Origin of the sequence: Synechococcus sp. MU1648, assembly GCF_023630615.1 — a bacterium.
In the GTDB taxonomy this organism is placed as follows: domain Bacteria; phylum Cyanobacteriota; class Cyanobacteriia; order PCC-6307; family Cyanobiaceae; genus Parasynechococcus.
On record NZ_JAKUHI010000010.1, the window covers coordinates 17,214 to 40,366 of the forward strand.

A 23,153-nucleotide genomic window follows, 5' to 3' on the forward strand; every position below is an offset into this window, starting at 1 on the left:
AAAAACTGGAGTATTTGATCAATTCTTCTTGCGCTTTCTTGTTTCTGGCAGGAGCTATGGTGACACTTGTTAGCGTATAGAATTATATGTGCTAAGTTGATATTTGCTCTGCGAAGGAAGAATGTGTAGGGCCTAATGGTGTTTTTTTTAGGATCCATTCTTCGACGGGTTGTTGGTCGATAATGTGTTTTTGAATAATTTTTTTTATCCTGCTGGGCGACACTTCTGCGTACCAAATTCCGTCTGGCCAAACAACAAGAATGGGTCCACGCTCACACACCCTGAGGCAATCAACTTTGCTCCTTAGGACAATCCCTTCAGGGCGTTGCGTGTTTTCTAAGTCCAGCTCACGAACAACGCTTTTCAGTTCATTCCAGGTTTGTGAACCCAGGGCAGGATCGCAGCATTTGGCCTTGTTGGCGGTAGCGCAGAGCAGAAGGTGGTGACTGACCCGTTGCATGCTTAAGCGGCGAGAGCTCCCACGGGCAAGCGGGTCACACCCCGATCCACCTGTTCACGCACCGCGGTTCGGGCCCACTGATCCACCCGCAGCACATCGTCCAGTTGCGGCTGGGTCATCAAGTCGGCTTTATGCCGCTCACAGGCTGCCTCGATCACCGTTGGGATATCCAAGAAGTGAATTCTCTCCTCAAGGAACTGCGCCACGGCTTCTTCGTTGGCGGCATTCATCACCGCAGGCATCGTGCCACCGGCGCGACCGGCGGCATAGGCCAGTTCCATGCAGGGGTACTTGGCGGGGTCAGGTGCGCGGAAGGTGAGCTGGCCGATTTCGGTGAGATCCAGCCGGCGCCATGGCGTCTCCAGGCGAGACGGCCAGCTCAGGCAGTAGAGGATCGGCAGCTTCATGTCGGGCCAACCCAGCTGGGCCAGGACTGACGAATCCGCCAGCTCGATCATGGAATGGATGATGCTCTGGGGATGGATCACGATCTCAATGTGGTCGTAATCCAGGCCGAACAAATAGTGGGCTTCGATCACCTCCAGGCCTTTGTTCATCAGGGAGGCTGAATCCACGGTGATCTTGCGGCCCATGCTCCAGTTGGGATGACTGGTGGCATCGGCCACGGTTGCCTTCTCCAGGTCAGCTGCCTTCCAGTCGCGGAAGGCGCCGCCGGATGCCGTTAGCTGAATCCGGCGCAGCCCCGGTGTGGGCACTCCTGTAGAAAGCCGTGCGTTTTCAGCCCAGGGGGTTCCCTGCAGGCACTGGAAAATGGCCGAGTGTTCCGAATCAGCTGGCAGCAGCCTGCTGCCGCTCTTCTTCAACTCCGGCAACACCACGGGTCCGGCAGCAATCAGCGTCTCCTTGTTGGCCAGGGCCAGGTCTTTGCCTGCTCGCACCGCCGCCAGGGTCGGTAACAATCCGGCGCAACCAACAATGCCCGTCACCACGAGGTCAGCGCTGTCCCATGCGGCAGCGACATTGAGGCCGTCAGCGCCCCCAACCAGCTTCGGCGTATGGCTGGCTGCAACGCCCGCATCCTTAAGCCGCTCCTGCAGATCCGGCAGCAGATCGGCATCGGCCAGGGCCACCACTTCAGGGCGATGCCTCTGGATTTGTTGAACCAGAAGATTCAGGTTGCGGCCGGCCGTGAGTGCCACAACCCGGAACTGATCGGGGAATTCCTCAGCGATCTGAAGGGTCTGGGTGCCGATGGAGCCCGTGGATCCCAGCACGCTGATGGCTTTCACGCTGATCCGGCAGTTGCGACAAGTCTCCCACCAGGACTGTTAATCGCTGGCAAGCTGGCGGACAGCTTGTTTAGAGCGCATGGCGAAGGAACAGTGGCGATCGGGACTGGGCTTTGTCTTGGCGGCTGCGGGTAGTGCCGTTGGGCTGGGCAACCTCTGGGGCTTTGCCTACCGCGCATCTCAGGGGGGTGGCGGCGCCTTTCTGTTCCTGTATGTAGTGATTGTGCTCTTGGTCTGCCTGCCGGTGCTGGTGGCAGAAATGGTGCTGGGTCGCAGCACCGGCCAGAGCCCTCTTCTTGCGCCGGTGACGGCGGCTGGTCGTCGCTGGCAGCCCATGGGCTGGCTGTTCGTGCTGGCTGCCAGTGGAATTCTTGCCTTCTACGCAGTGCTGATGGGCTGGACCGGGGCGACACTTGTACAGACCCTGACGCAGGGACTTCCTGCGGATATCGCCTCAGCTGAAGCATTTTTCGCGGGTCTCAGTGGCGGACGTTCCGCCTTGATCGGCCAGCTTCTGAGTCTGGTGGCGACTGCCGGCGTGGTGGCTGCCGGCGTGCGCGGAGGAATCGAGCGTTTGTCCCGCTGGGGCCTGCCACTGCTGTTCGTTCTGCTGATCGGCCTTGCGGTTTGGGCCGCTGGCCTTGAGGGCGCCTCGGAGGGCTACCGGACCTTCCTGCTGCGCTGGGATAACAGTCAGTTGCGTGACCCCACCACGATTCGTAATGCCTTCACGCAGGCCTTCTTCTCGATTGGGACGGGAATCGGTTGCATCCTTGCCTACTCGGCCTATCTGAGCAGGCGTGCCCACCTGCCGCGGGAAGCCGTGGCGGTGGTTGGGATGGACACCGCTGTGGGATTGCTGGCCGGAATGGTCACCTTCCCCGTGGTGATGAGTTTTGGCCTTCAGGATGTGATCAGCGGCTCGACCCTGGGCACGATCTTTATCGCTTTGCCCACTGGCCTGGGGTCGCTTGGCTCCACAGGCCAGGTGGTGGCTGTGCTCTTTTTCGCCTTGGCCCTCATTGCTGCGATCACCTCAGCTGTGTCCCTACTGGAGGTGCCGGTGGCATGTCTGATCGATCGACTGGGTTGGAGTCGAGCTCGGGCCGTCTGGGTGTCAACGGCCTTGATCTTTGTGGCCGGGCTTCCGGCGGCCACCTCCATGGAGGTTCTGGGCTGGATGGACTCCGTGTTTGGGGGGTTATTGCTGATTCTTGGTGGGTTGCTGCTGGCGTTGTTGCTGGGCTGGGTGCTTCCGGAGCGCTTTCAGGAGGAGCTCACCCATTCAGGCAGCCCACTCTGGTTGAAGCGCTTTCTGCTGGTGATGCTGCGTTGGATTTCGCCGCCCGTGATTGCCTTCGGTCTGGTGATAAGCGTGATCGACCTGATGTCTAGTTGAAGGATTCGCTGGGCCCGAAGCTGGCCTCCAACTGCTTTGAGGCGAGCGTGATCTCGCGCAGAAAGCAGATCGCTGCTGAGGTGAGCATCAGCATGGCGGCCACGAACAGCGGTGCCACAACCATCGAAAGGTTGATCTGCAGGGCAACCGTCAGAAAAATCACGGCAACAACCGTTGAAATCAACAGGGTTGACAGGGTGAGAAGCCCAATGGCACGCACCACTAACCGCATGCGCTGACGAATCACCCTGAATTCAGCCTGCTCGTCGCAGTCCAGCTCCTGGCAGCGACGTTTCAGCTCTCTGGCTCGATCCACGCTGCGGCTCAACCGTCCAGACAGCACATTCATCATCGCCCCGATACCAGCTAGGAGAAACACCGGCGAAACCGAGAGCTGAATGGCTTTCAGCAGTGTCTCCGCTGGTGCCGCGCTCATGGCTCACCAGGGGGATTGAGCATGGATTCCATTTTGCGAATCCTCAGCAGCATCTTGTCCCATACCTCCGCTTTCCAGGCTTGCTCCGCATCGCCACTGGATTCAGCCAATTGCCGCTGAGTTGCGAGCTTGGCGTCGAGGTCTTCGCCCGCATCCAGGGCTTTCATCAGCTCCATTTCCAGCTTGGCGGTTTCCATGAAATTCAGCTTTTTCAGCCAGAGCATGGGGAGAGAGGACGGTGTGCTTTTCAGTCTGCCGGGATCAGGAGCGGATCCACTCCGTCACAGCGCCGGGTTTGTCGATCAGCTCCACACCCTTGGCAGCGAGCTCATCCCGGATCCTGTCGGCTTCTGCGTAGTTCTTCGCGGCTTTGGCAGCCTTTCTGTCTGCGATGGCCGCATCAATCGCGCTGTCATCGAGGTTCGAGGCCGCCTCTGCTTCTGTGCGCAGTCCCAACACCGCCGCCAGTTGGCGTAGGAGCTGCCAGCGACCCTGGAGGGCGTTCAACTCCGGCTCAGGCAGTGCGGCGTCCTCGCCCCGTTCCAGCCGGTTGGCAAGGGCCCGGAGGGGCTTGGCCAGATCGAACAGAACAGCCAGTCCCCCCGAGCTGTTGAGGTCATCATCCATGGCGCTGATGAAGCGTTGCTCAAGCTCAATCAGAACGGTGTCGGTGGGACCGCCATCGGCATTCACGGCTCCCTCCTGCAAGGGTGCGGCGGAGCTCCAGCCGAGGCTGTCGCCATGGCGATCGCTAAGACCCAGTGCCGCGTTGAGCCCCTTCCAGCCGGTGGCCGCGGCATCCAAGGCATCCGCGGTGAAATCAAGCGGCTTGCGGTAGTGCGCTTGAAGTACAAACAGGCGCAGGGTCATCGCCGAGACCCCGCTCTCCAGCAGCGCGCGGATGGTGGTGAAGTTGCCGAGGGATTTGCTCATCTTCTGCCCGCCGACATTGACCATGCCGTTGTGCATCCAGATCCGGGCCAGGTCTTGGCCTGTAGCTGCTTCGGATTGGGCTATCTCGTTCTCGTGGTGCGGGAACACCAGGTCGGCGCCACCGAGGTGGATGTCGATTGTGTCTCCGAGCTCCGCCCGCACCATGGCTGAGCATTCGATGTGCCAGCCAGGGCGTCCCTCACCCCAGGGGGAGGGGAAGCTGGGTTCTCCGGGTTTGGCCCCTTTCCATAGCGCGAAATCGAAGGGGTGTTTCTTGCGGGCCTCTTCGGCATCGGCAACGCGACCAGCTGCATTGTCCTGTTGTTCGCCCAAATCGCGGCCGCTGAGCTTGCCGTAACCGGCATGCTTCATCACTGCGAAGTACACATCCCCTTCAGCGCTGTAGGCCGCACCTTTGGCTTCCAGTTCGCCGATGAGATTGCGGATCCCATCCAGGCACTGAGTGGCGCGGGGCATGCGGTCAGGCCGCAGGATTCCAAGAGCATCCATGTCCTGATGGAAGGACTCGATGTTCCGCTCGCTGACGGCCGTCATCGTGGAGTTCTCCTCATCGGCGCGTTTGAGGATCTTGTCGTCGATGTCGGTGAAGTTCTGAACGAAGGTCACCTCGATGCCCCGCCAGATCAGATACCGCCGCAGCACATCCCAGTTGATGTAGCTGCGGGCATGGCCCAGGTGGCAGAGGTCATAGACCGTCACGCCGCAGCAGTAGATGCTCGCTTTGCCCGGTGTCAGCGGTGTGAACGGCTCGGTGCGGCGGGTGAGGGTGTTGGTGAGCCGCAAGGACACAGCCGTTCAGAAGCTGCGGCTGAGGCTACGGCCTGTTCGGTTGCGTTTATTTCGCTTCCATCCAGTTCGCGCCGACGCCGGTCTCCACCACCAAGGGCACAGTCAGCTCGACGGCCTGTTCCATGGTCTTCACCACCAGCTCTCGGAGGGCCTTCAAGGCATCCGGTGCGACTTCGAGCACCAGTTCGTCGTGCACCTGCAGCAGCAGTTGGGCCGGCAGCCCCTGACGCTGCAGGGCTGCTTGCAGCTGCACCATCGCCACTTTGATGATGTCGGCACTCGATCCCTGAATCGGAGCATTGGCCGCGGCCCGGAGTTGTTGAGCCTCCATGCCTCCGCGGCGGGCTACATCCAGATCGATCTCCAAGGGGTCCTTGCCCAGCAGTCTGCCCAAACCATTGCGGTCAAAATGGAACGGGCGCCGGCGGCCAAGGATGGTTTCCACGTAGCCGCGGCTCAGGGCAAGACGTTCCTGCAGCTCCAGGAAGGCGAACACCTTCGGGTAGCGCTGCTTGTATTTGGCCAGAAAATCCTTGGCTTCGCTCTGGTTGACGCCGGTTTCCCGTGCAAAGCGCTGGGCCCCCATGCCATAGATCACGCCGAAGTTAATGGTCTTGCCGAGGCGGCGTTCATCCGGGCTGACCTCGTCTTTATCCAACAGCAGCCTGGCGGTCAGCTCGTGCACGTCATCGCCGTTGCGGTAGGCCTCCTGCAGCACCTCTTCGCCCGAGAGGTGCGTGAGAATGCGCAGCTCGATCTGGGAGTAGTCAGCACTGAGCAGGGTCCAACCTTCCTGAGGCAGGAAGGCCTTGCGGATGCGCCGGCTGTACTCGGTGCGCACTGGGATGTTCTGCAGGTTGGGGTTGCTGCTGCTCAGCCGGCCCGTCGCCGTCACCGCCTGGTTGAAATCGGTATGGACACGCCCTGTTTCCGCCTCCACCAATTGGGGCAGGGCATCGATGTACGTGCTCTTGAGCTTGCTGAGCACCCGGTGCTCCAGCACCAGCGGCACCACGGGGTGGTCATTGCCGAGTTTCTCCAGCACGGTGGCATCGGTGCTGAAGCCGGTCTTGGTTCGGCGGGATTTCTTGCGATCCAGCCCCAGGGTGTCGAACAGCAGTTCCCCCAGCTGCTTGGGTGAGGCCAGGTTGAACTCAACGCCGGCGGCTTCTTTGGCTTCGGATTCCAACCGCTGCAGGGTGGTTCCCATTTCCTCCGAGAGGCCCTGGAGGTAGGGCACATCGATCCGGATTCCGGTGGACTCCATGAGGGCCAGCACCGGTTCCAGGGGCTGCTCCACCTGTTCGAGCAGCGGCAGCAGCTGGGGACCCATTCCCTCCAGCTGACTGTGAAGCAGCAGTGCCAGACGGCGGGTGACGTGAACGTCCATGCCGCAGTACAGGCTGGCGGGCTCCAGCGGGACATCGGCGAAGGTTTGTTTTTTGCCCACCAGATCCGTGAAGGAGGTGGGCTGGAAGCCAAATTCCCGCTCCGCCATCAGCTCCAGGCCATGTTTGGCTGCTGCATCCCGTAAGTAATCCGCCAGCAGCGTGTCGATCACAACACCCTCCAGGGCAACGCCGTGTCGCAGCAGGATCAAGCGGTCGTATTTGGCGTTTTGAAGGGTTTTGGGGTGGGTGTTGCTGGCCAGCCAAGGAGCGAGGGCGGTGAGTACGGTTTCCAACGCCAGCTGCTCAGGGCTGCTGTCTTCGGTGCTCTTGTGCCCCAGCGGGATGTAGGCCAGCGCGTCCAGGGCCTCGTCCCAGCAAATGCCGATGCCCACCAGCTCAGCCCGAAAGGGGTTGAGGTCGGTGGTCTCCGTGTCGAGGGCGACAGGCTGGGTGCTGTCGGTGCAGGCCATCAGCCTCTGCACCAGTGCATCCAGGGCTGCTTCGGTTTGGATCAGCTGGGGTTTCAGGGCGGGCAGCCCCACCTCCTCGTCTGTCGCCTGGTTGGCCGCGGCATCGGCACTCGGCTGTTCTGAGGGGGCTGGGCGGGTGGTCTTGGCAGCAGCGGCCTCCGCGTTGGCCCTGTAACCACCTTCTGAAAAGGCCGCCACAAAGCTCCCCACCTGGCGCAGCAGGCTGTTGAGCTCGAGGTCTTCCAGGCAACTCCTCAGGCCGTCGGCATCCACCGAAGACAACGGCAAGCTTGGTTCCTTGGGGAGGGGAACATCCACAAGAATCTCGGCCAGCTTGCGCGAGAGATAGGCGTTGTCATGGTCTGAGCGCAGTTTTCCCTTGAGTGCTCCCTTGATGGCTCCCCGACTGGCTTTCGGCCCTTCCGCTTCCACTTGCTCGAGGGTGGCGTAGACCGCGTCGAGATCGCTGTTCTCCTTGAGCAGGTTGATCGCCGTTTTCGGGCCCACACCGCGCACGCCGGGGATGTTGTCGGAGCTGTCACCGGTCAGGGCCTTGAGATCCACCACCTTGTCGGGCATCACGCCGAGCTTGCCGAGCACCCCCTCTTCACGAATCAGCATTGGGCCACTGCTTTTGGCGTAGGGGCCTCCGCCCATGTACAGCACCGCGATGTCGCGGCTGTCATCCACAAGCTGAAACAGGTCGCGGTCCCCAGACAGGATCCGAACGCCCCAGCCCGTTTCGGCTGCTCGGTTTGCCAGGGTTCCCAGAACATCGTCAGCTTCGAAGCCCGGTGCGATGCAGAGGGGGAGCTGCAGGTGCGTTTCCAGGATCTGCTGCAACTGCTCAAGGTCCTGGAAGAACACCTCAGGTGCCACATCCCGATGGGCCTTGTAGTTGGCGTCGGCCTTGTGGCGAAAGGTGGGCTCGGCCGTATCGAAGGCGATCGCGACGCCTTCAGGCTTCAGGGATTTGCTGTTGTCTAAAAGGGCTTTGAGAAAGCCATAGGTCACGCTGGTCGGCCTGCCGTCTTTGGTCGCTAGGCCACCCTCACCCCCCTTGCTGAAGGCATAAAAGCTGCGGAATGCCAGGGAGTGGCCATCCACAAGCAGCAGAAGGGGCTTGGCGGTGGCCTCAGGCATGACGGTGTTGAAAAGTTGGTGGATTAATCGCGGCGATCAGCCCAGGGAGGCAGATCGATGAACACGCGTGTTCCTGACTCAAGACCGTTCAGGATCGCAGTCTGGTCGCCGCTGCTGTTGCCCAGTTCCACCGGCTGGAAACGTGGTTTCTGGTTTTCATCCACCAGCAAAACGCCCGGTTTGCCCTCCTCCGTCACGATTGCCACGGTGGGCACAAGGAGTTTCGGTGCACTGCGCCCTGTTTGAAAGTTGATGTCGGCAGTCATGCCGATCAGCAGTTTTTTGGGCGGATTGACGAAGTTCAGCTTCACTTCGAAGGAGGTGACGTTGTCTTCTTTCTCAGCGCGGGGGGCAACTTCACTCACACGTGCGGAAAAGCGTTCATCGGGGAAGGCGTCAACGCGGATCTCGGCGTTCTGGCCAGTCAAGATGCGTCCGATGTCGCTTTCCGGAACGCGGGCGCTGACTTCCAATCCCTGCGACAGCTCAACAATCGATGCGCTGGTGGCACCTGCAGTTGCCGAGGCGGCGGTGGTGGGGGTTACAAACGATCCAGGTTCTGTGTAGCGCGCAGTGATGGTGCCGGCGAAGGGTGCGCGGATTCTCTGATCACGGCTCTCCTGTTCCAATTGCTCTAGACGTTCTCGAGCTGCAGCCAGGCCCGCCTGTCGGGCCAGCATCTCGAAGCGCACGTCGCTGAAGTCGTCAGCGCTGATCACGCCACTGGCATAGAGCTGGCTTCGACGATCGAAATCCTCTTTTTTGGTCTGGAAGTTGGCCTCCGCCTGGCGCAGCAGAGCCTGCCTCTCTTGCAACCGATCCTCGAGATCCGCTTGATCCATCACCGCCAGCACCTGGCCTTTCTCCACCGCATCGCCTTCATCCACAAGCAGTTCATCGAGCACCCCCTGCTTGCGCGGACTCACGTTCACCTTCTGCTGGGCCTGCAGTTCGCCGCTGGCGGTAATGACCCCTGAGAGAACGCCCCGCTCGGCAGTGGTGGTGAACGGCGTCAAGTCCCGCTGACGGTTGCTCCAGGGACCGAACCGCAGCAGGACTCCCCCACCGCAGAGGGCCAGCACCAGCAGCCCAACCATCACTGCTTTGGGCCGCTTGGATCTTCCTTTCGCCATTGATGCAAGCTCGGCCTCAGGAGATTGGGACGCAGGGGAGCGCAAGGACTGCAGCATGGGCCCACAAAACTTCACAACAGTCTCGCCGTTGGCCGGTAGATTCCGCCGATGCTCAAAGCCGGAATTGTCGGATTGCCCAATGTGGGCAAGTCCACCTTGTTCAACGCATTGGTGGCCAATGCCCAGGCGCAGGCTGCCAATTTTCCGTTCTGCACGATCGAGCCCAATGTGGGCAGCGTGGCAGTCCCTGATGAGCGGCTGGATCGGCTAACCGAACTCAGCAAGAGTCAGAACACCATCCCGACCCGAATGGAGTTCGTGGATATCGCTGGATTGGTGAAAGGTGCCAGCCAGGGCGAAGGTCTGGGCAACAAGTTTTTGGCCAACATTCGTGAGGTGGACGCGATCGTTCACGTGATCCGTTGTTTCGAGGACGATGACGTCATTCACGTCTCGGGGTCCGTTGGTCCGTCCCGAGATGCGGAGGTGATCAACCTGGAGCTGGGTCTGTCTGACCTGGCCCAGATCGAAAAGCGACGGGAGCGTCTGAAGAAGCAGATGCGTACCAGCAAGGAAGCACAGCTGGAGGATGCTGCGTTGGAGCGGATTCAGGCTGTGCTTGAGAACGGTGGCGCGGCCCGCAGTGTCGAGCTGGCAGATGAGGAGGCTGCCTTGATCAAGCCCTTGGGGCTGTTAACGGCCAAGCCAATTATCTACGCCACCAATGTGAGCGAGGAGGATCTTGCCGATGGCAATGCCTTCTGCACCGAGGTGAATGAGCTAGCGGCCAACGAAGGGGCCGAAACGGTGCGGATTTCAGCCCAGGTGGAAGCTGAGCTGGTCGAACTGGGTGACGACGAGCGCGCCGACTACCTCGAAGGTTTGGGGGTGACTGAAGGGGGTCTGCAAAGTCTGATCCGCGCCACCTATCGCTTGCTGGGTCTGCGCACCTACTTCACCACCGGTGAAAAGGAAACCCGGGCCTGGACGTTCAAGGCTGGGATGACCGCACCGCAAACCGCTGGGGTCATCCACACCGACTTTGAGCGAGGCTTCATCCGAGCTCAGACGATCGGTTGGGAGAAGCTCTTGGAAGCTGGATCACTGGCAGAAGCACGCAATAAGGGTTGGCTGCGCAGTGAAGGAAAGGAGTATGTGGTGGACGAAGGTGATGTAATGGAATTTTTGTTCAATGTTTAGGGATTGGGTTATGCCTCGTTAATGGGGTCTTTCGGATTGAGATAGTTCTCATTGCCTGAAGATGTTGCAGCGATATTCTTCCGGTTTCTTCTCGTGTTCGGGCAGATCTCGAGATCTTTAATATAATTATCTCAAGCTTTGTTTGGAGTTATGCCCTTTGAATTGCTTGCGGCTACTCCATTGCTGGCGGCAGTTGCCCTGAGCGGCTCCTCGAATGAGGCCTCTGTTCTTGTGGCGCAGTCGGTTCTTGTTGCACAGTCTGTGAATCAAGAGGTTCACAATCGATGCCTGGAGGCAAAGGACTACGCGGGCTGTGTGCAATCCAACGGCGGACAATCTCCTGCTGGAATGGGAGGTTCAGATGGAAAAAAGGATTCAGGGCTGAAGGAGAACTGTTTTGCTGACAATGTCTGTGTTGCAAAGCCAGGAACAGATCAGCTTGGTTTTCCCAAAGTGGTTGGCTGGACTTACAAGTATTGGACGTCCAACAATGTGGTGCAGTATTGGAAGATGCCGCCGATGCGAGTGCCTCACAAGGGTCAGCCGGATCGATATGTTGCCTTGAATTATGTTGAGCATTATTATCAACAGCCTGTTGCTGCTACTGCTGGATATTACGTTGAAACATCGCCAAAAAAGAAGACTTGTCTTCCTACTTTTGGGGGTGGAACTTGGGTTAATGGTCAATGGAAGCCCAGCCCTGCTGGAAAAACATGCACGACTACAGAAGCCCGGAAATCATGGGTTCCTGGTACTCCGGCTGTGGAGGGAGGTCCGCGTTCAAGATCGTGGGTTCAGGTCTTTGATTGTAAAGACAAGACGAAAGCTCAGTATGTGAATGGAAGATTGAGGGGTAATTGGCCATCAATGAATGGTGGCGACAATCATTTTTGCTTGGATAGGTCTGAGTTGAAGGCCTTGGATATGAAGCTCTGAAAAAATAATTTTGGCTGTGTCAACTACCCTGGCGCGACTTGATTCTAACCAAGTCTAAATATGTGTTAAAGATGATTTTTTATGTTACCTGGGGTTGATTTATATGTTTTCCTGTCAATCCTTCTTCGGATTTGTTTGAGCAGCTTGTGGGCTATTCCATGCATGTATATTTCGTTTTCAATCGATCCTGGGGTGTAGGCCGACCGCCTGCGTTGCGCTGTTTGATTGGTTGTGGAGAACGCCTCCTCCCAATCGCAGTTCCATGCTGCTTTTGCAAATTTTTCATTGTTGGCCTCGAAGTATTTGGTGACTTTCTTTGAGAGTTGGCGTGAATATCCCCAGAAGGATGGATCGCGCCAGAACCTTCGTTGCTCTTCTCTAAGAATGATCTGAGAGGAATTTTCGATCGTTTTTGGGGAAATCTTGTTCTCTTTGAGAAGTTGGCTGAGCAATCGGGCAAGCCAAACACCTCGGATTCCTGGGCTACGGTTGTAGTGGCGCTGGGGGCATTGTTTCCAGGACAGAGCTGTCGATAGGTTGATGGCAAGAATGAACTGCTCGAAAGGATCGAGACCCCCTTGGCGGAACGGAAGAAAGCTCACCTTCAGGCCTTTGTCTCTCGCTTTGAGTAAAGGCTGGAAATAACTCCAGAAATCAAAGACATCCTGACGACGTTCGATTTTGCCTCGCTTGGTTTTCTCATTCTGGAGTCTTCCCTTTAAGGCTTCGTCAACAAACTGCTCAAAGGTTTGGTGGTGGTAAAACCGCCGCAGTGAATAGATGTATCGCGAGTTGATGTAGTCGAGCTGGCTGCGGATGAAAATCACAATGTGAAGCTCATAGCCTGCTTCATCCGCCATCGCCTCAAGTTGCCGGATGCAGTCGGGATCGGTGAGCGGTACGGCGAATTGCTCCGCACTGAGAAGCCGATGCGATCCCTCCGGTTGTTGCTTGAAGAAAGCCTTCCAGCGCCTGCTCCTCTGTTTGCACAGCTCAGCCGCGAGTTTTTTCGGTTTGGGCTTGCAGTCCTCTGGGTTCTGCAGGTTCACGCCTTGGCTCTTTAGGAGATCACGATTGCGGTGCAGCCGTTCTTGGATGTACGTCGAGGCTGTTTTGTGTGTGCCGGCATGCACGATCAGCTGAGGCCGTTGGATCCCTCGGGGCTGGTTGCCTTCGCCTGATGTTTTTTCCGTCATGGCTGATCTCAATCCTTCGATTGCCCGATGGGTGGCCTGCGACCTTCGCTTGCGTTCATTCTCGCCTCGCTAATGCACGATCAGAGGCGGTGGCCTTCGCTACCGAAGATTGCCTGGACTGCCTGCCACGGCATCAATGCGCTGTTGCTTTTTCCCAGGGAGGTGCCCATCGGCATTGATTGCTGTCGCTCGATACCGCGGTTTCAGGCTGCGAAGGGTCGGTACCACGACAATGCAGGCTCCTCCCATCAACAACCAGAGCACGAGGCCGTTGCCCTGAAGATCCAATAAGGCTCCTCCAGCGAGGGGCGCCACGATGGCGCTTATGGCGAAGCACTGGGAAAACAGTGCCATGGCCAAACCCCGGTGCTCCGGTGGAGTCTCTTCAATGACCGCTTCTGTGGCGGTGGGAAGGAACGCTGCCTGGGCGAACGCCATCGGCAGCAGAGCTGCCAGCACGAGTGCTGTTCCGCTTTCAAAAAGGGACGAAAGAGCGACCAAACCGCAGCCAACACTGAATCCTGCAAGGCTCAGGCCTAGGCCGAAGGCAACGCTGCGCTCCGACAGCCAACGACCCACCGGCCACTGCAGGCTCACCAGCAGGGTCAACTGCAGAGCGATGAGGGCACTGCTATGGCTTTCGCTCAGGGCCGGTCTCAAGAGCCCCCCGCGCACTAAATCCAGGGGAAGTGCACTCTGCTGAAGGGCAAGGATTCCTGTGGCCACCACACTGATTACCAGCACTGGCAACAGGGGAAGCAACCAGGGCAGACGGGAGGTTGGCAGTTGATCTCCAGGTTCTGGGCTGTTACGGCTGAGGTCGCGATACGGCGGACCGTCTTGGAGCGGATGAAGGCTGATCAGCACTAAGACGGCTCCCATGCACACCGCCTCAACGCTGTATACCGTTCGCAGGGTGCCCAGGGTTGCGGCAGCGGTTCCGATCAACGTTCCGATGCCGATGCCGAGAGCATCGGCGCTGCGCACCAGGGCGTACCCCCTGCCTGAAGGCAAGCTTCCGCAACTCAAGGGAACGGCCAATTCGATCGCAGGCCAATACAACCCAGCTGCACAACCGAGAAGAAGTTGTCCAACGAGGTAGCTGTTGTAGTTGTCGGCCTGCAGCAAGATCAGATCCGCAGCAATCGCCAACAGCGTTGTGCCCCTGACTGGCCACGAGCAACGGATGCCTCGATCGAGCAGTGCACCGCTCAGAAGACGCACCACTGTGCCAATCAGGGCTGAGACGGCCAGCCCACTGCCAACCTCACGCGCAGAGAAATCGATCGCATGAAAGATCAGTGGTGTCATAAACATCACTCCGCCTGCACCGATGGAGGCCAGGAACCTCAGTCGGGTGACATTTCTCAGAGGTGATGGAAACTGGTTCCACCACCGCAGAGGGTCAGGCGTTGCTGCGCGGACGCTTAACAGGACGATGCATCGCGATGGGCTTGGTGGGCAGTCTGCTGCTCAGCACGGGCGGATCGTGGCCTGTTCGCTCCACAGAACACGTGGAGGTCAAGATCGATGGCGTGGTTTTACCTGTTTCCGTTGAGGAACTCGGTGCCTTTGTGCGGTCACCAGAGGGTGATCCATCGCAGTTCTCCCGATCGGAGCTGTCCACCTGGATGCGTCTTCTCGCTCCCGAAAGCAAAGAAGGGCTGATTCGTCTGCTGAAGGCTCCGGTTCTCTCCCGGCGCAGCCTCGGCCGTCAGATGCTCAGCAGCTGGGGAGCCGGTCCCCTTCTGGATGCGCTGGGGGAATTGATTCGGGTGGAAGACGGAGGGCGTATTAACAGTGCGTTGGTTCTTTCCACGCTCGAACTGCTGCTTGAACAGCAGGAGACCGTTTCGACATTGGATGTGCTGGAGGCTTTGCCAACCCAGCAGCTGCGTCTGGATCTCGATGCGCTCGTGGGTGCCGCCAATCGCTGGAAGCTGGAACTAAAGCGACATCACAGGCTGATGAACTCGCTTGGCCTGGAAGAAGCGCGTTTGCAGCCTCTCCCCCCAGGTGAGCGTTCGCCCTCGCCAGACGGGTCCCGTCCGTCAACGCTGTCCGTCGGCCATCGTCAGCGTCCATTGCAACTGGAACGCTGGATCCCCCAGTCGCCCCGTGACGATCGGACCTGGGTCTTAATCATGCCCGGCCTTGGCGGGGATCCCAATCACTTCCACTGGCTCGCTCGCTCGCTGATGAAGGCGGGCTGGCCTGTGGTGTTGCTTGAACATCCCGGCAGTGATGCCACTGCCGTTCAGGCATTGCTCGAGGGCCGTCAGTCGTTTGATGGCGCTGAGGTGCTCCAGCAGCGGCTGGCTGATCTTGAGGCGGTGCTGGATGCGCAACGACAGGGCGATTTGAACATCCCCGGAGAGGAGGTCGTACTGATAGGGCACTCCCTGGGAGCCCTAACAGGGCTGCTGGCCAGTGGGGCGGCAGTGGTGCCTGGGATGGATCAGCGCTGTGAAGGGGCGTTGGCTGGCTTGCCCCTCACCAACCTCTCGGAATTGCTCCAGTGTGAACTCGCTGCAGGGCGTGTGCTCGAAGGCAATGCGATGCTTCCGCTCCCTCGGGCGGTGGTGGGGCTCAACAGCTTTGGTGGTTTGATCTGGCCCCACCGCTCCAGCCAGGCGTTGTCACTTCCCATGCTCCTGGTCGGCGGCACGCTCGATCTAATTACCCCTGCTTTGGATGAGCAGGTGGCTCTTATGGTCGGACTGTCGCAGCATCCCGCCAGCAGGGTGGTTGTTGTTGAGGGGGCCAGTCACTTCTCGCCGATTCGTGTGGATGGCCAGGAGTCGGCCTCGCAAGGTGACGATCTCTTTCGACTAGGTGAGGAGCTGGTGGGGGTGAATCCCCTCAGCGTGCAACGGGTGATTGCCTTTGAAGTCATCGGCTTCCTCAATTCCCTCAGCGCCGGACCTTCCCGCCAGGATTCCCTCCACCTCAAGGATTCGACGTCAATGACGCGGTGGCATCGCTTGGAGCGTCGGCGGGCTTTGGAACTGATGGGTCAGTAACGCACGCGCGGATCGAGGGCTGCCACCAGCAGGTCAACGGCAACACTCACCAGCACCACCAAGGCGGCGATCACCACCACGATCCCTTGAACGACGGGGTAGTCCCTTTGGTTAATGGCTTCCTGCAGGCGTAGGGCGATGCCAGGCCAGGAAAAGGTGACTTCAATCAGCAGGGCTCCACCGATCAACGATGCCACGGTGATGCCGGCGATGGTTAGCACTGGTAGCAAGGCATTTGGGAGCCCGTGGCGCAGGATGACCTGACGCTCACTCAGGCCACGGCTGCGCGCCGCTTCCACGTAGTCGCCGCGCAGGTTGCGTCGCAGGTTCAGACGCAATGCTGTTGTGAAGGTTCCGCTGAGAAGCAGTGCCAGGGTTCCTGCGGGCAGGATCAAGTGACGCACGGTGCCCCGGAAGGCTGACCAGTTGCTCTGCAGCGCGCTGTCAAGCAGGAAAAAGCCGCTTCCATCAGGGGGAAGAAGACTGGGTGGGAATCGCCCGCCCACCGGCAGCCACCCCAAGCTGACGGCGAACACCAATTGCACCAGCATGGCGACCCAAAAGGGCGGCAGTGCATAGGTGCCCAGTCCGTAAAGGCGGCCGCCAAGATCAAGGGTTCCTTCCGGTCTGGCGATGCCGCTGAAGCCAACGCTCAGCCCGACCACAGCGGCCATCACCAGTGCGATGACGCTCAGCTCCAGGCTGGCGGGCAAAGTTTTGCCGATGATCGTCCGCACTGGCTCCTGGTTGATCAGGGCCTGTCCCAGGTCTCCATGGAGTAAACCGTTGAGATAGGTGAGGTACTGATCCAGCAACGACTGATCCAGTCCCAGCCGAGCTCTCATGGCAGCTTTGGCGGCAGCAGGTGCCCGGCTGCCGAGGACCGCATCCACCGGATCCCCAGGGGCGACGCGCAGCAGCAGGAACACCAGGCTGGCGATCAGCCACAACATCAGAGGCGCCAGAGCGAGGCGGGTGGCGCTGTAGCGGGCTAGGTCTCGGGCACGTCCCATTAGTTGTTTGTCGTTCCTTCGAATCGGCGCTCCAGTTCAGAGAGCATTAACTGACCACTGCCATCAAATTTTGGAGGGCTGAGGTTCAGTTGGGCCCAGGCTCGAGGTGAATCCAGCCAGACGGGGATGTAGGCGGCACCGTTGGCCGAGAGATGTTCCACGCGATCCAGGGCGTTCCGACGTGCGTCACCAACCAGCGTGTCGGTTTCTAGAAGAGTGGTCTGCAGACCCGGTGCACTCCAGAAGCTGCCGCTGATCGCCGCTTCACCATCGACACAGTTGTCGCCCTGCACCGATGTGCAGCTCAATAGCGGCGTCAGATACGCCTCAGGGTCGGGGTAGCTGCCACGCCAATCCAGCATCACGGCTTTGAAGGCACCCTCCCCCAGTTGGCGGTAGATGGTTGTGGACTCAACGCCATCAAGCTCCAACACCAGGCAGTCGGGGAGGTCACGTTGCACCTGGGCCTGCCAGGTGAGGGCTAGCAGTTTGTCGGCGGGCACATTGGAGCGGAAGGTGAGCGGAAAGCGCAGGGGGCGGCCGTTGCAGTAGCCAGCAGCCCGGAGCAGTTCGCGGGCCTGGTTGGGGTTGTGTTTCGGCCATGAGGCCAGGGCTCCGCCGGGAAGGCTGGGGGGCACGAGCGCCCGAAGCGGACGGCGGAGGCCGTAGCTCACCCGCTCACTGATCTCAGTTCGGTTGAGACTGACGGCCAGGGCACGTCTCAGGTTGGGGTCCTGGAATGGATCCTGATTGCTCAGCAAGGTGATGTAGCCGATCTCCATCGCCGGGCCAACAGACTCGTGCAGGTCTCCTGCGATGGCCTGTTGATGCAGGGTATGGCGTTGGTCTTCGTCGATGGAGGCGGAGAGCAGCAGATCCACCTCGCCACTGCGCAGAGCCCCATACAGCGCCGTGGAGTTGCTCAGCGTGATCAGATCCAGCCCGTTGTTGCGTGGTGCCTCCCCCCAGTACTGGGCAAAGGGTTCCAGCCTTTGCTGATGTTCGCTGAAGCGGGTCAGCTTGTAGGGGCCTGTTCCAACAAAGCGATCGTGCAGAAACCGGTCCTGGTGACTGCTGTAGGCCTTCGGTGAAATGGGGGTGAGGTTGATGGACGTCAGTAACCCACGCAGTGAAGTGGATGGGCGATTGAGGCGTAGACGCAAGGTATGAGCGTCCGCTTCCTCTACCGATGCGATGCGATCGCCCACCACGTAGCTGAGGGTTCCAATGTTGAGGAAGCGCCGCAGGCTGAAGGCCATGGCTGCGGCGTTAAACGGCGTTCCATCGTGGAAGCGCACATCGGTGCGCAGTGGAATGGTGACGGTGCGTCCGCCATCACTCAGGACTGGAGCCGATGCCGCCAGGCGTGGCTCCAGGGATCCATCACTCTTTAGGCGGTAGAGCGAATCCCCCAGGGCGCTGATCAGTTGCGTTGCACTGAGGGTGCTGGCTTGAGCTGGATCGAGAGAACTGATTCGTCCTGCTGATGCCACCGTGATGCGGGTGCTCGGGGGTGGTGCTTGACAGCCCATCTGAGCGAGGGCCAGAACGAGCCCTATGAGCACCCCACCGCACGTCCGTGTCGTGGGGCGATCGGTGCGCTTCAAAGGGCCTCGGGCATCAACTGGTCGGCCTATTCAACAGCGAGTTAGCCGACCTGGCGAATCCGCTCCATGGAGATTTCGAACACCGGTGAACCCTCGCTTCTTTGAAGAGGCCAGCGACGGACCCAGCAGCGATCGTGATCGCCATCGACGCCGATGACCTGATACGTGTTGTCATCACTGTCCAGGTTGACGCAATCCCCTTGATGCACAGTCATCGGGTTGATCCCCTCCTGCAGAGAGCAGCCTTGACCCGGGACCGAACAGATGAGGTTCTGCATGAACCGTTTCGTGCACAAATCCGTGGATCCGGACCTGGGCTGTGAAAGTTCTTGACATTCTGACGTATGCCCGGACCCATCCGCCAGTTCTGTTGGTCTCCCTAGAGGCAGCCGAGGTGAGCGGCCAGGCCTAAAACCTCAGGGAGGGCCTGGATCGCTTCGAGAGCCTCATCCATCTGGCGTTGACTCACTTCATGGGTGATCACAACGATCTCGGCTCCGGCGTCACTCGCATTGAATTGCACGATCGACTGGATGGAGACTTTGCGTTGGCCGAAGCAGCCGCCGACATTGCCGATGACTCCCGGGGCATCTTTTGTCTTAAAACGCACGTAATGGCGTTGGCGAATGTCGCCTGACTCGACCAGGGCGCAGGGCCGCCAGCTCCCCGCGGCCAGTAAGGGGTCCACCTTGCCGGGGCCGTCGCTGGCCTGGCGAATTCCGGCGATGTTGAGAATGTCGGCAACCACCGCGGAAGCCGTCGGGCCGGCCCCCGCTCCAGGGCCGTAGAACATCACCCGGCCGATCGGATCACCTTCCACAAGGATGGCGTTGTTCACACCGTTGACGCCCGCTAGAGGGTGGTCCTTGGGAACGAGTGTCGGCTGCACGCGCAGAGAGAGCGGCAGCGGATCGCCACTTGCCGCCATCCGCTCAGCCACAGCCAGCAGCTTCACGCCATAGCCCAGCTGGTTGGCGTAATCCACATCCACACCCTGAAGGCCACTGATTCCTTCGGTGGGAACCGCGGCGCGCTCCACACTGCCGCCGAACGCAAGGGTGGCCAGGATCGCGATCTTGTCGGCTGCATCGAGGCCATCCACATCCGCTGCCGGGTCGGCTTCGGCATACCCGAGGTCTTGGGCATCCTTGAGCACCGCGTCGTAGGCGGCTCCCTCCTCAGCCATCCGGGTGAGGATGTAGTTGGTGGTGCCATTGATGATGCCGCTGACGCGGTTGATGCGGTTGCCACCAAGGGACTGCTTCAGCGGCTCAATGATGGGAATCCCCCCACCGACAGCGGCTTCGATCAGCACGTACACCCCGGCGGCTGCAGCGGCTTCAGCGATTTCCTGGCCGTGGCGTGCGATTACGGCCTTGTTGGCGGTCACCACGGATTTGCCTGCTGCGATTGCCTGAAGGATCAGGCTGCGGGCTGGTTCCAGGCCACCGATCACCTCCACCACAACGTCCACCGCCGGGTCCTGAATCACCGCCGATGGATCGGTGGTGAGCAGGCTCTCGTCCAAGACCACGGGGCGGGGCCGGCTCAGATCGCGGACGGCAATCCGGATCAGCTCAAGTTCATTGACCAGCGGGTGGCGTTCTCCTGGACTCTGGAGGATCGAAGCCACTCCACCGCCAACCGTGCCCAGCCCCAGGAGACCCACGCCGACCTTTGCTGCCATTCCCTGATCCGTGTTGCAACGATTTTGAGCGACTCTATGTATTGGCGTGATTTCGCCTCAGTTCTCCAACTGCCTGGCCTGTTCCTGCATGGCCAGAAGGATGTTGAGGAAGCCATTGGCGCGCGAAGGCGTCAGGCTCGCTTGTAAGCCTGTTGCAGCAATAAAGGCTGGGTCCACCGCCTGCACCTCGGCCGGGGTCAGCCCATCCAGACCCTGGATCAACAAGGCCAGAAGCCCCTTGGTGATCAGAGCATCGGAGTCTCCCCGCCAGCGCATCACCCCGTCATCCAGGGCGCCCCGTACAAAAACCTGAGACACACACCCCTTCACTTTGATCTCTTCGGTTTGCTCTTCTGCCGGCAGAGGAGCAAGCTTTTTTGCCAGCCAGAGCACGTATTCGTAGCGGCGTTTGGGATCAGCAGTGCCGCCCAATCGCTCCACCATCCGGTCGAGGGCATCACTGCCAGTGCTAGTGGCCATGGCGGGCTTAGTCGTTTCGACGTCGCACGCTAACCAGCAGCCCCACTAACACCAAGCTGAAGGGGAACACGACCACCTCGTTCAGATTCACGGCGCCATCGTGAACCGGGAGCTCCAGGTAGTCGCGGTGGCCTGGACCACCGTCCACCTGAAGATCGACGGTGCCGTTGACCACCGTGCTGAGATCGAGGCTGAGGCGTCCGTCTGCATCGGTGCGGCCCAGTTCTTGCCCCGGGGTGCCATCGGCATTGAGCAATCGCACAACGGCTCCTTGGGTGGGTTCCCCGTTGGAAAAGTTGCTGCTCAGTTGCAGATCACCATCGAGATAGTTCAGAGCGCTTTCGATCTGATGGGCTTTGGCGGGAGCCAGAACCGTGCCTTGAAGAACCGCGCTGAGTAGGACCAGTGGAGTCAGCAGACGCAGCATGGAAGGGCGATCAATGGAGCCCATGATGCGGTGAGTCAGGTCGGCCGACCAGCACCCTGCTCCGTGATCCATCCTGTAAAAGGAAGATCCCAGGGATCGCGGGGCAGCAGCTCGGTCGCCATGCAGGCCGAGGGCAGCACCACCCAGGCTGGTGTGGTGGCCCAGGCGGGATCCGCCCTGAGACGGTCGTAGTAACCACCGCCGTAGCCCAGGCGGATTCCATCACGGTCAATCGCTAGCGCCGGCACCAGCAGCAGCGCCAATTGATCGGGCCGAAGAGCCTCTCCCTCGGCGGGCGCAGGAATGCCGCAGCCATCCGGCTGAAGAGGTTCTTGGGTCCAGCTCCGATAGATGAGTCCTCCTTCGCCATCGGCGACCGGCAAGGCCAGCGGCGGATGGAGAACATCACGCAACGGACGTAAATCCGCCTCACCCGGTAGGGGCCAGTAGATCCCCACATATCCGTTGCCGCAGATTGACCTGCCGACCAGGTTCACCACCGCTTCCTGGATGGCGCGGGTGGCAACCTCTCCCAATTGGCGCTGCTCTCTGAAGTGATGGCGCAGCATCTGCTTTGCGCTCATCGCTGCAGCCACGCTGTCAGAGCGACCGCCAAGGCATCGGCCGCATCATCCGGCCTTGGTGGTTCATTCAGATTCAACTCCCGCATCACCGCCTCCAGGACTTCGTCTTTCTCGGCATGCCCAAAACCCGCCACGGCGAGTTTGATCTGCATGGGAGGGAATTCCACCATCGGGATCTTGAAGCGAGCCAGCGTCATGACCACGACTCCGCGTGCCTGAACCACGTTGATGGTGTTGCTCGATCGGTAGAAGAAAAACTTCTCCACGGCGGCCAGATCCGGTCGCCAGATCCGGATGAGTTGGCGTAGGTCACCAGCGATTTCAACCATTCGGTCACCATCCGAGCGACCCGGGTCGGTCTGGATGATGCCGCAGTCGAGCATGCGCTGGCATCCGTCGTCGATGTCGATCACCCCGTAGCCCACCCGGGCCAGGCCCGGGTCGATGCCGAGGATGCGCATGGACTGATTGTGGTGGGATCAGGCGGCGAGGGCCAGTTCGAAATCAGCGCGATCGCTGCTCTCACTTCGTTCAAACACCTTGCAGAACACCTTGACCACACGGTTACCGGAATCCACCTGTTCGAGGGGGTCTTTACGCAGACGGTGCCGCAGGCAGCAGGAGGCGACGCGGGCGACATCTTCTTCACTGACTTCGGTGCGCCCCTCAAAGGCGGCCAGGGCCCGGGCGGCTCGGTTGGTGACGATGTCACCCCGCAGGCCATCCACATCCAGCTCACCGCAGACGGCGGAAATGCGCAGGCGCAGATCGTCGTCGATGGTTACCTGGCCCAGGCGCTGCTGAGCTTCCACCACGCGTTGCTGAAGGGCATTCTGATTTCCCTCCACAGCTGTGCTGAAGCCATCGGGATCACCGTCAAAGGCGGTGCGTTGGTCCACCACCTGAACCCGCAGCTCTGGATCGCGCACGGTGCGCACCTCAACGCTCATCCCGAAGCGATCGAGCAGTTGGGGACGTAGCTCGCCTTCCTCCGGGTTGCCGGAGCCGATCAAGACAAAACGAGCGGGGTGGCGTACGGACACCCCTTCCCGTTCCACGGTGTTCCAGCCGGAGGCGGCCGAATCGAGCAGCACGTCGACAAGGTGATCGTCGAGCAGGTTCACCTCATCCACGTAGAGGAGGCCACGGTTGGCCTTGGCCAGCAAACCAGGCTCAAAGGCGCGAACACCTTCGCTCAGGGCTTTTTCGATGTCGATGGTGCCGCAAAGACGGTCTTCCGTCGCACCCAGAGGGAGGTCCACCATTGGCACCTGCCGCGGCTCGGTGCTCAGGGTTTCCCCCTGTTGCATTCGCTCGCTCACCTCACTGCTCTGGAGGTCGGGATCGGTGGACGAACTGTTGTAGGGGTCACCAGCCACCACCTCGATGTCGGGCAGCAGATCCGCTAAAGCTCGGATCGTGGTGGATTTACCGGTGCCGCGGTCCCCCATGATCATTACGCCACCGATGCGTGGGTCGATCACGTTGAGAAGCAGGGCCAGCTTCATCTCCTCCTGACCGATCACTGCAGTGAAGGGGAAGACCCTGCGCTTCCGGGGTGCAGTCACGAGCAAA

At 60.0% G+C, this 23,153-nt stretch carries 21 protein-coding genes; 4 read left to right on the plus strand and 17 right to left on the minus strand.

The genetic code is table 11. The features are described from left to right. Nucleotides 1–462: 462 nt before the first annotated feature. Nucleotides 463–1,710 (minus strand): 1-deoxy-D-xylulose-5-phosphate reductoisomerase, encoded by a 1,248-nt coding sequence (locus NCN06_RS10285; protein WP_226422318.1) that lies wholly within the window; start codon nt 1,708–1,710, stop codon nt 463–465. A 79-nt stretch (nt 1,711–1,789) separates the two neighbouring features. On the opposite strand from NCN06_RS10285, the gene NCN06_RS10290 reads away from it, so the two are divergent. Next, the gene (locus NCN06_RS10290; RefSeq protein WP_226398877.1) at nt 1,790–3,109 is read left to right on the plus strand and encodes a sodium-dependent transporter; all 1,320 of its coding nucleotides are present in this window, start codon (nt 1,790–1,792) and stop codon (nt 3,107–3,109) included. On the opposite strand, the gene NCN06_RS10295 is transcribed toward NCN06_RS10290, so the two are convergent. From NCN06_RS10295 to NCN06_RS10315, 5 genes are all read right to left on the minus strand, one after another. Next, nucleotides 3,102–3,545, minus strand: a complete 444-nt coding sequence (locus NCN06_RS10295; protein WP_226398876.1) for a DUF2721 domain-containing protein — start codon at nt 3,543–3,545, stop codon at nt 3,102–3,104. The two genes, NCN06_RS10290 and NCN06_RS10295, sit on opposite strands and share 8 nt — an antisense overlap. Beyond that, nucleotides 3,542–3,742, minus strand: coding sequence for a hypothetical protein (locus NCN06_RS10300; RefSeq protein ID WP_226398875.1), 201 nt, complete (start codon nt 3,740–3,742; stop codon nt 3,542–3,544). Before NCN06_RS10300 ends, NCN06_RS10295 begins: the two co-directional genes overlap by 4 nt. Nucleotides 3,743–3,806: 64 nt before the next feature. After that, nucleotides 3,807–5,288: a cysteine--tRNA ligase gene (gene cysS, locus NCN06_RS10305; RefSeq protein ID WP_250398903.1), complete on the minus strand. Its 1,482-nt coding sequence runs from the start codon at nt 5,286–5,288 to the stop codon at nt 3,807–3,809. A 46-nt stretch (nt 5,289–5,334) separates the two neighbouring features. Further along, nucleotides 5,335–8,292, minus strand: coding sequence for a DNA polymerase I (gene polA, locus NCN06_RS10310; RefSeq protein ID WP_226398873.1), 2,958 nt, complete (start codon nt 8,290–8,292; stop codon nt 5,335–5,337). A gap of 23 nt (nt 8,293–8,315) precedes the next feature. Further along, complete coding sequence (locus NCN06_RS10315; RefSeq protein WP_226398872.1) at nt 8,316–9,425, minus strand: efflux RND transporter periplasmic adaptor subunit; 1,110 nt, start codon at nt 9,423–9,425, stop codon at nt 8,316–8,318. Nucleotides 9,426–9,533: 108 nt separating this feature from the next. On the opposite strand from NCN06_RS10315, the gene ychF reads away from it, so the two are divergent. Both ychF and NCN06_RS10325 read left to right on the plus strand, forming a co-directional pair. After that, entirely contained in the window at nt 9,534–10,625 is a 1,092-nt protein-coding gene (gene ychF / locus NCN06_RS10320; RefSeq protein WP_226422320.1) for a redox-regulated ATPase YchF, read from the plus strand. 150 nt (nt 10,626–10,775) lie between these two features. After that, entirely contained in the window at nt 10,776–11,561 is a 786-nt protein-coding gene (locus NCN06_RS10325) for a hypothetical protein (protein WP_226422321.1), read from the plus strand. 65 nt (nt 11,562–11,626) lie between these two features. On the opposite strand, the gene NCN06_RS10330 is transcribed toward NCN06_RS10325, so the two are convergent. Both NCN06_RS10330 and NCN06_RS10335 read right to left on the minus strand, forming a co-directional pair. Beyond that, nucleotides 11,627–12,757, minus strand: coding sequence for a hypothetical protein (locus NCN06_RS10330; RefSeq protein WP_250398904.1), 1,131 nt, complete (start codon nt 12,755–12,757; stop codon nt 11,627–11,629). Between the two features lie 99 nt (nt 12,758–12,856). Further along, the gene (locus tag NCN06_RS10335) at nt 12,857–14,128 is read right to left on the minus strand and encodes an MFS transporter (RefSeq protein WP_255613936.1); all 1,272 of its coding nucleotides are present in this window, start codon (nt 14,126–14,128) and stop codon (nt 12,857–12,859) included. Between the two features lie 77 nt (nt 14,129–14,205). Between NCN06_RS10335 and NCN06_RS10340 the strand changes: the two genes are divergently transcribed. Continuing rightward, the gene (locus NCN06_RS10340; RefSeq protein WP_502988838.1) at nt 14,206–15,780 is read left to right on the plus strand and encodes an alpha/beta fold hydrolase; all 1,575 of its coding nucleotides are present in this window, start codon (nt 14,206–14,208) and stop codon (nt 15,778–15,780) included. Here NCN06_RS10340 and NCN06_RS10345 read toward each other — a convergent pair. The 9 genes from NCN06_RS10345 to bchI form a co-directional block, all read right to left on the minus strand. Then, nucleotides 15,774–16,793, minus strand: coding sequence for an ABC transporter permease (locus tag NCN06_RS10345; protein ID WP_226398867.1), 1,020 nt, complete (start codon nt 16,791–16,793; stop codon nt 15,774–15,776). The two genes, NCN06_RS10340 and NCN06_RS10345, sit on opposite strands and share 7 nt — an antisense overlap. Beyond that, nucleotides 16,793–18,325, minus strand: coding sequence for an ABC transporter substrate-binding protein (locus NCN06_RS10350; RefSeq protein ID WP_226398892.1), 1,533 nt, complete (start codon nt 18,323–18,325; stop codon nt 16,793–16,795). Before NCN06_RS10350 ends, NCN06_RS10345 begins: the two co-directional genes overlap by 1 nt. Nucleotides 18,326–18,441: 116 nt before the next feature. Continuing rightward, a complete protein-coding gene (locus tag NCN06_RS10355) occupies nt 18,442–18,615 on the minus strand; it encodes a DUF8657 domain-containing function (protein ID WP_370520009.1) in 174 nt (57 codons plus the stop codon). 164 nt (nt 18,616–18,779) lie between these two features. Then, complete coding sequence (locus NCN06_RS10360) at nt 18,780–20,087, minus strand: homoserine dehydrogenase (RefSeq protein ID WP_226398866.1); 1,308 nt, start codon at nt 20,085–20,087, stop codon at nt 18,780–18,782. A gap of 57 nt (nt 20,088–20,144) precedes the next feature. After that, a complete protein-coding gene (locus NCN06_RS10365) occupies nt 20,145–20,567 on the minus strand; it encodes a SufE family protein (protein ID WP_115095239.1) in 423 nt (140 codons plus the stop codon). 7 nt (nt 20,568–20,574) lie between these two features. Next, entirely contained in the window at nt 20,575–20,994 is a 420-nt protein-coding gene (locus NCN06_RS10370) for a hypothetical protein (protein ID WP_226398865.1), read from the minus strand. A gap of 35 nt (nt 20,995–21,029) precedes the next feature. Beyond that, complete coding sequence (locus tag NCN06_RS10375; RefSeq protein WP_115095241.1) at nt 21,030–21,578, minus strand: 5-formyltetrahydrofolate cyclo-ligase; 549 nt, start codon at nt 21,576–21,578, stop codon at nt 21,030–21,032. Next, nucleotides 21,575–22,039, minus strand: coding sequence for a crossover junction endodeoxyribonuclease RuvC (ruvC, locus tag NCN06_RS10380; RefSeq protein WP_115025320.1), 465 nt, complete (start codon nt 22,037–22,039; stop codon nt 21,575–21,577). The genes NCN06_RS10375 and ruvC overlap by 4 nt, the downstream gene beginning before the upstream one ends. Before the next feature lie 18 nt (nt 22,040–22,057). After that, nucleotides 22,058–23,146: a magnesium chelatase ATPase subunit I gene (gene bchI, locus NCN06_RS10385; protein ID WP_250398906.1), complete on the minus strand. Its 1,089-nt coding sequence runs from the start codon at nt 23,144–23,146 to the stop codon at nt 22,058–22,060. Nucleotides 23,147–23,153: the final 7 nt, after the last annotated feature.

Coding starts and splice junctions, on each gene's coding strand:
- NCN06_RS10360 (WP_226398866.1), bottom strand. CDS start 20,087: ATGGCAGCAAAGGTCGGCGTGGGTCTCCTGGGGCTGGGCACGGTTGGC.
- ruvC (WP_115025320.1), bottom strand. CDS start 22,039: ATGCGCATCCTCGGCATCGACCCGGGCCTGGCCCGGGTGGGCTACGGG.
- ychF (WP_226422320.1), top strand. CDS start 9,534: ATGCTCAAAGCCGGAATTGTCGGATTGCCCAATGTGGGCAAGTCCACC.
- NCN06_RS10290 (WP_226398877.1), top strand. CDS start 1,790: ATGGCGAAGGAACAGTGGCGATCGGGACTGGGCTTTGTCTTGGCGGCT.
- NCN06_RS10370 (WP_226398865.1), bottom strand. CDS start 20,994: ATGCTGCGTCTGCTGACTCCACTGGTCCTACTCAGCGCGGTTCTTCAA.
- NCN06_RS10295 (WP_226398876.1), bottom strand. CDS start 3,545: ATGAGCGCGGCACCAGCGGAGACACTGCTGAAAGCCATTCAGCTCTCG.
- NCN06_RS10315 (WP_226398872.1), bottom strand. CDS start 9,425: ATGGCGAAAGGAAGATCCAAGCGGCCCAAAGCAGTGATGGTTGGGCTG.
- NCN06_RS10355 (WP_370520009.1), bottom strand. CDS start 18,615: ATGACTGTGCATCAAGGGGATTGCGTCAACCTGGACAGTGATGACAAC.
- NCN06_RS10375 (WP_115095241.1), bottom strand. CDS start 21,578: ATGAGCGCAAAGCAGATGCTGCGCCATCACTTCAGAGAGCAGCGCCAA.
- NCN06_RS10300 (WP_226398875.1), bottom strand. CDS start 3,742: ATGGAAACCGCCAAGCTGGAAATGGAGCTGATGAAAGCCCTGGATGCG.
- polA (WP_226398873.1), bottom strand. CDS start 8,292: ATGCCTGAGGCCACCGCCAAGCCCCTTCTGCTGCTTGTGGATGGCCAC.
- NCN06_RS10350 (WP_226398892.1), bottom strand. CDS start 18,325: ATGGGCTGTCAAGCACCACCCCCGAGCACCCGCATCACGGTGGCATCA.
- NCN06_RS10340 (WP_502988838.1), top strand. CDS start 14,206: ATGGGCTTGGTGGGCAGTCTGCTGCTCAGCACGGGCGGATCGTGGCCT.
- NCN06_RS10365 (WP_115095239.1), bottom strand. CDS start 20,567: ATGGCCACTAGCACTGGCAGTGATGCCCTCGACCGGATGGTGGAGCGA.
- NCN06_RS10330 (WP_250398904.1), bottom strand. CDS start 12,757: ATGACGGAAAAAACATCAGGCGAAGGCAACCAGCCCCGAGGGATCCAA.
- NCN06_RS10345 (WP_226398867.1), bottom strand. CDS start 16,793: ATGGGACGTGCCCGAGACCTAGCCCGCTACAGCGCCACCCGCCTCGCT.
- NCN06_RS10325 (WP_226422321.1), top strand. CDS start 10,776: ATGCCCTTTGAATTGCTTGCGGCTACTCCATTGCTGGCGGCAGTTGCC.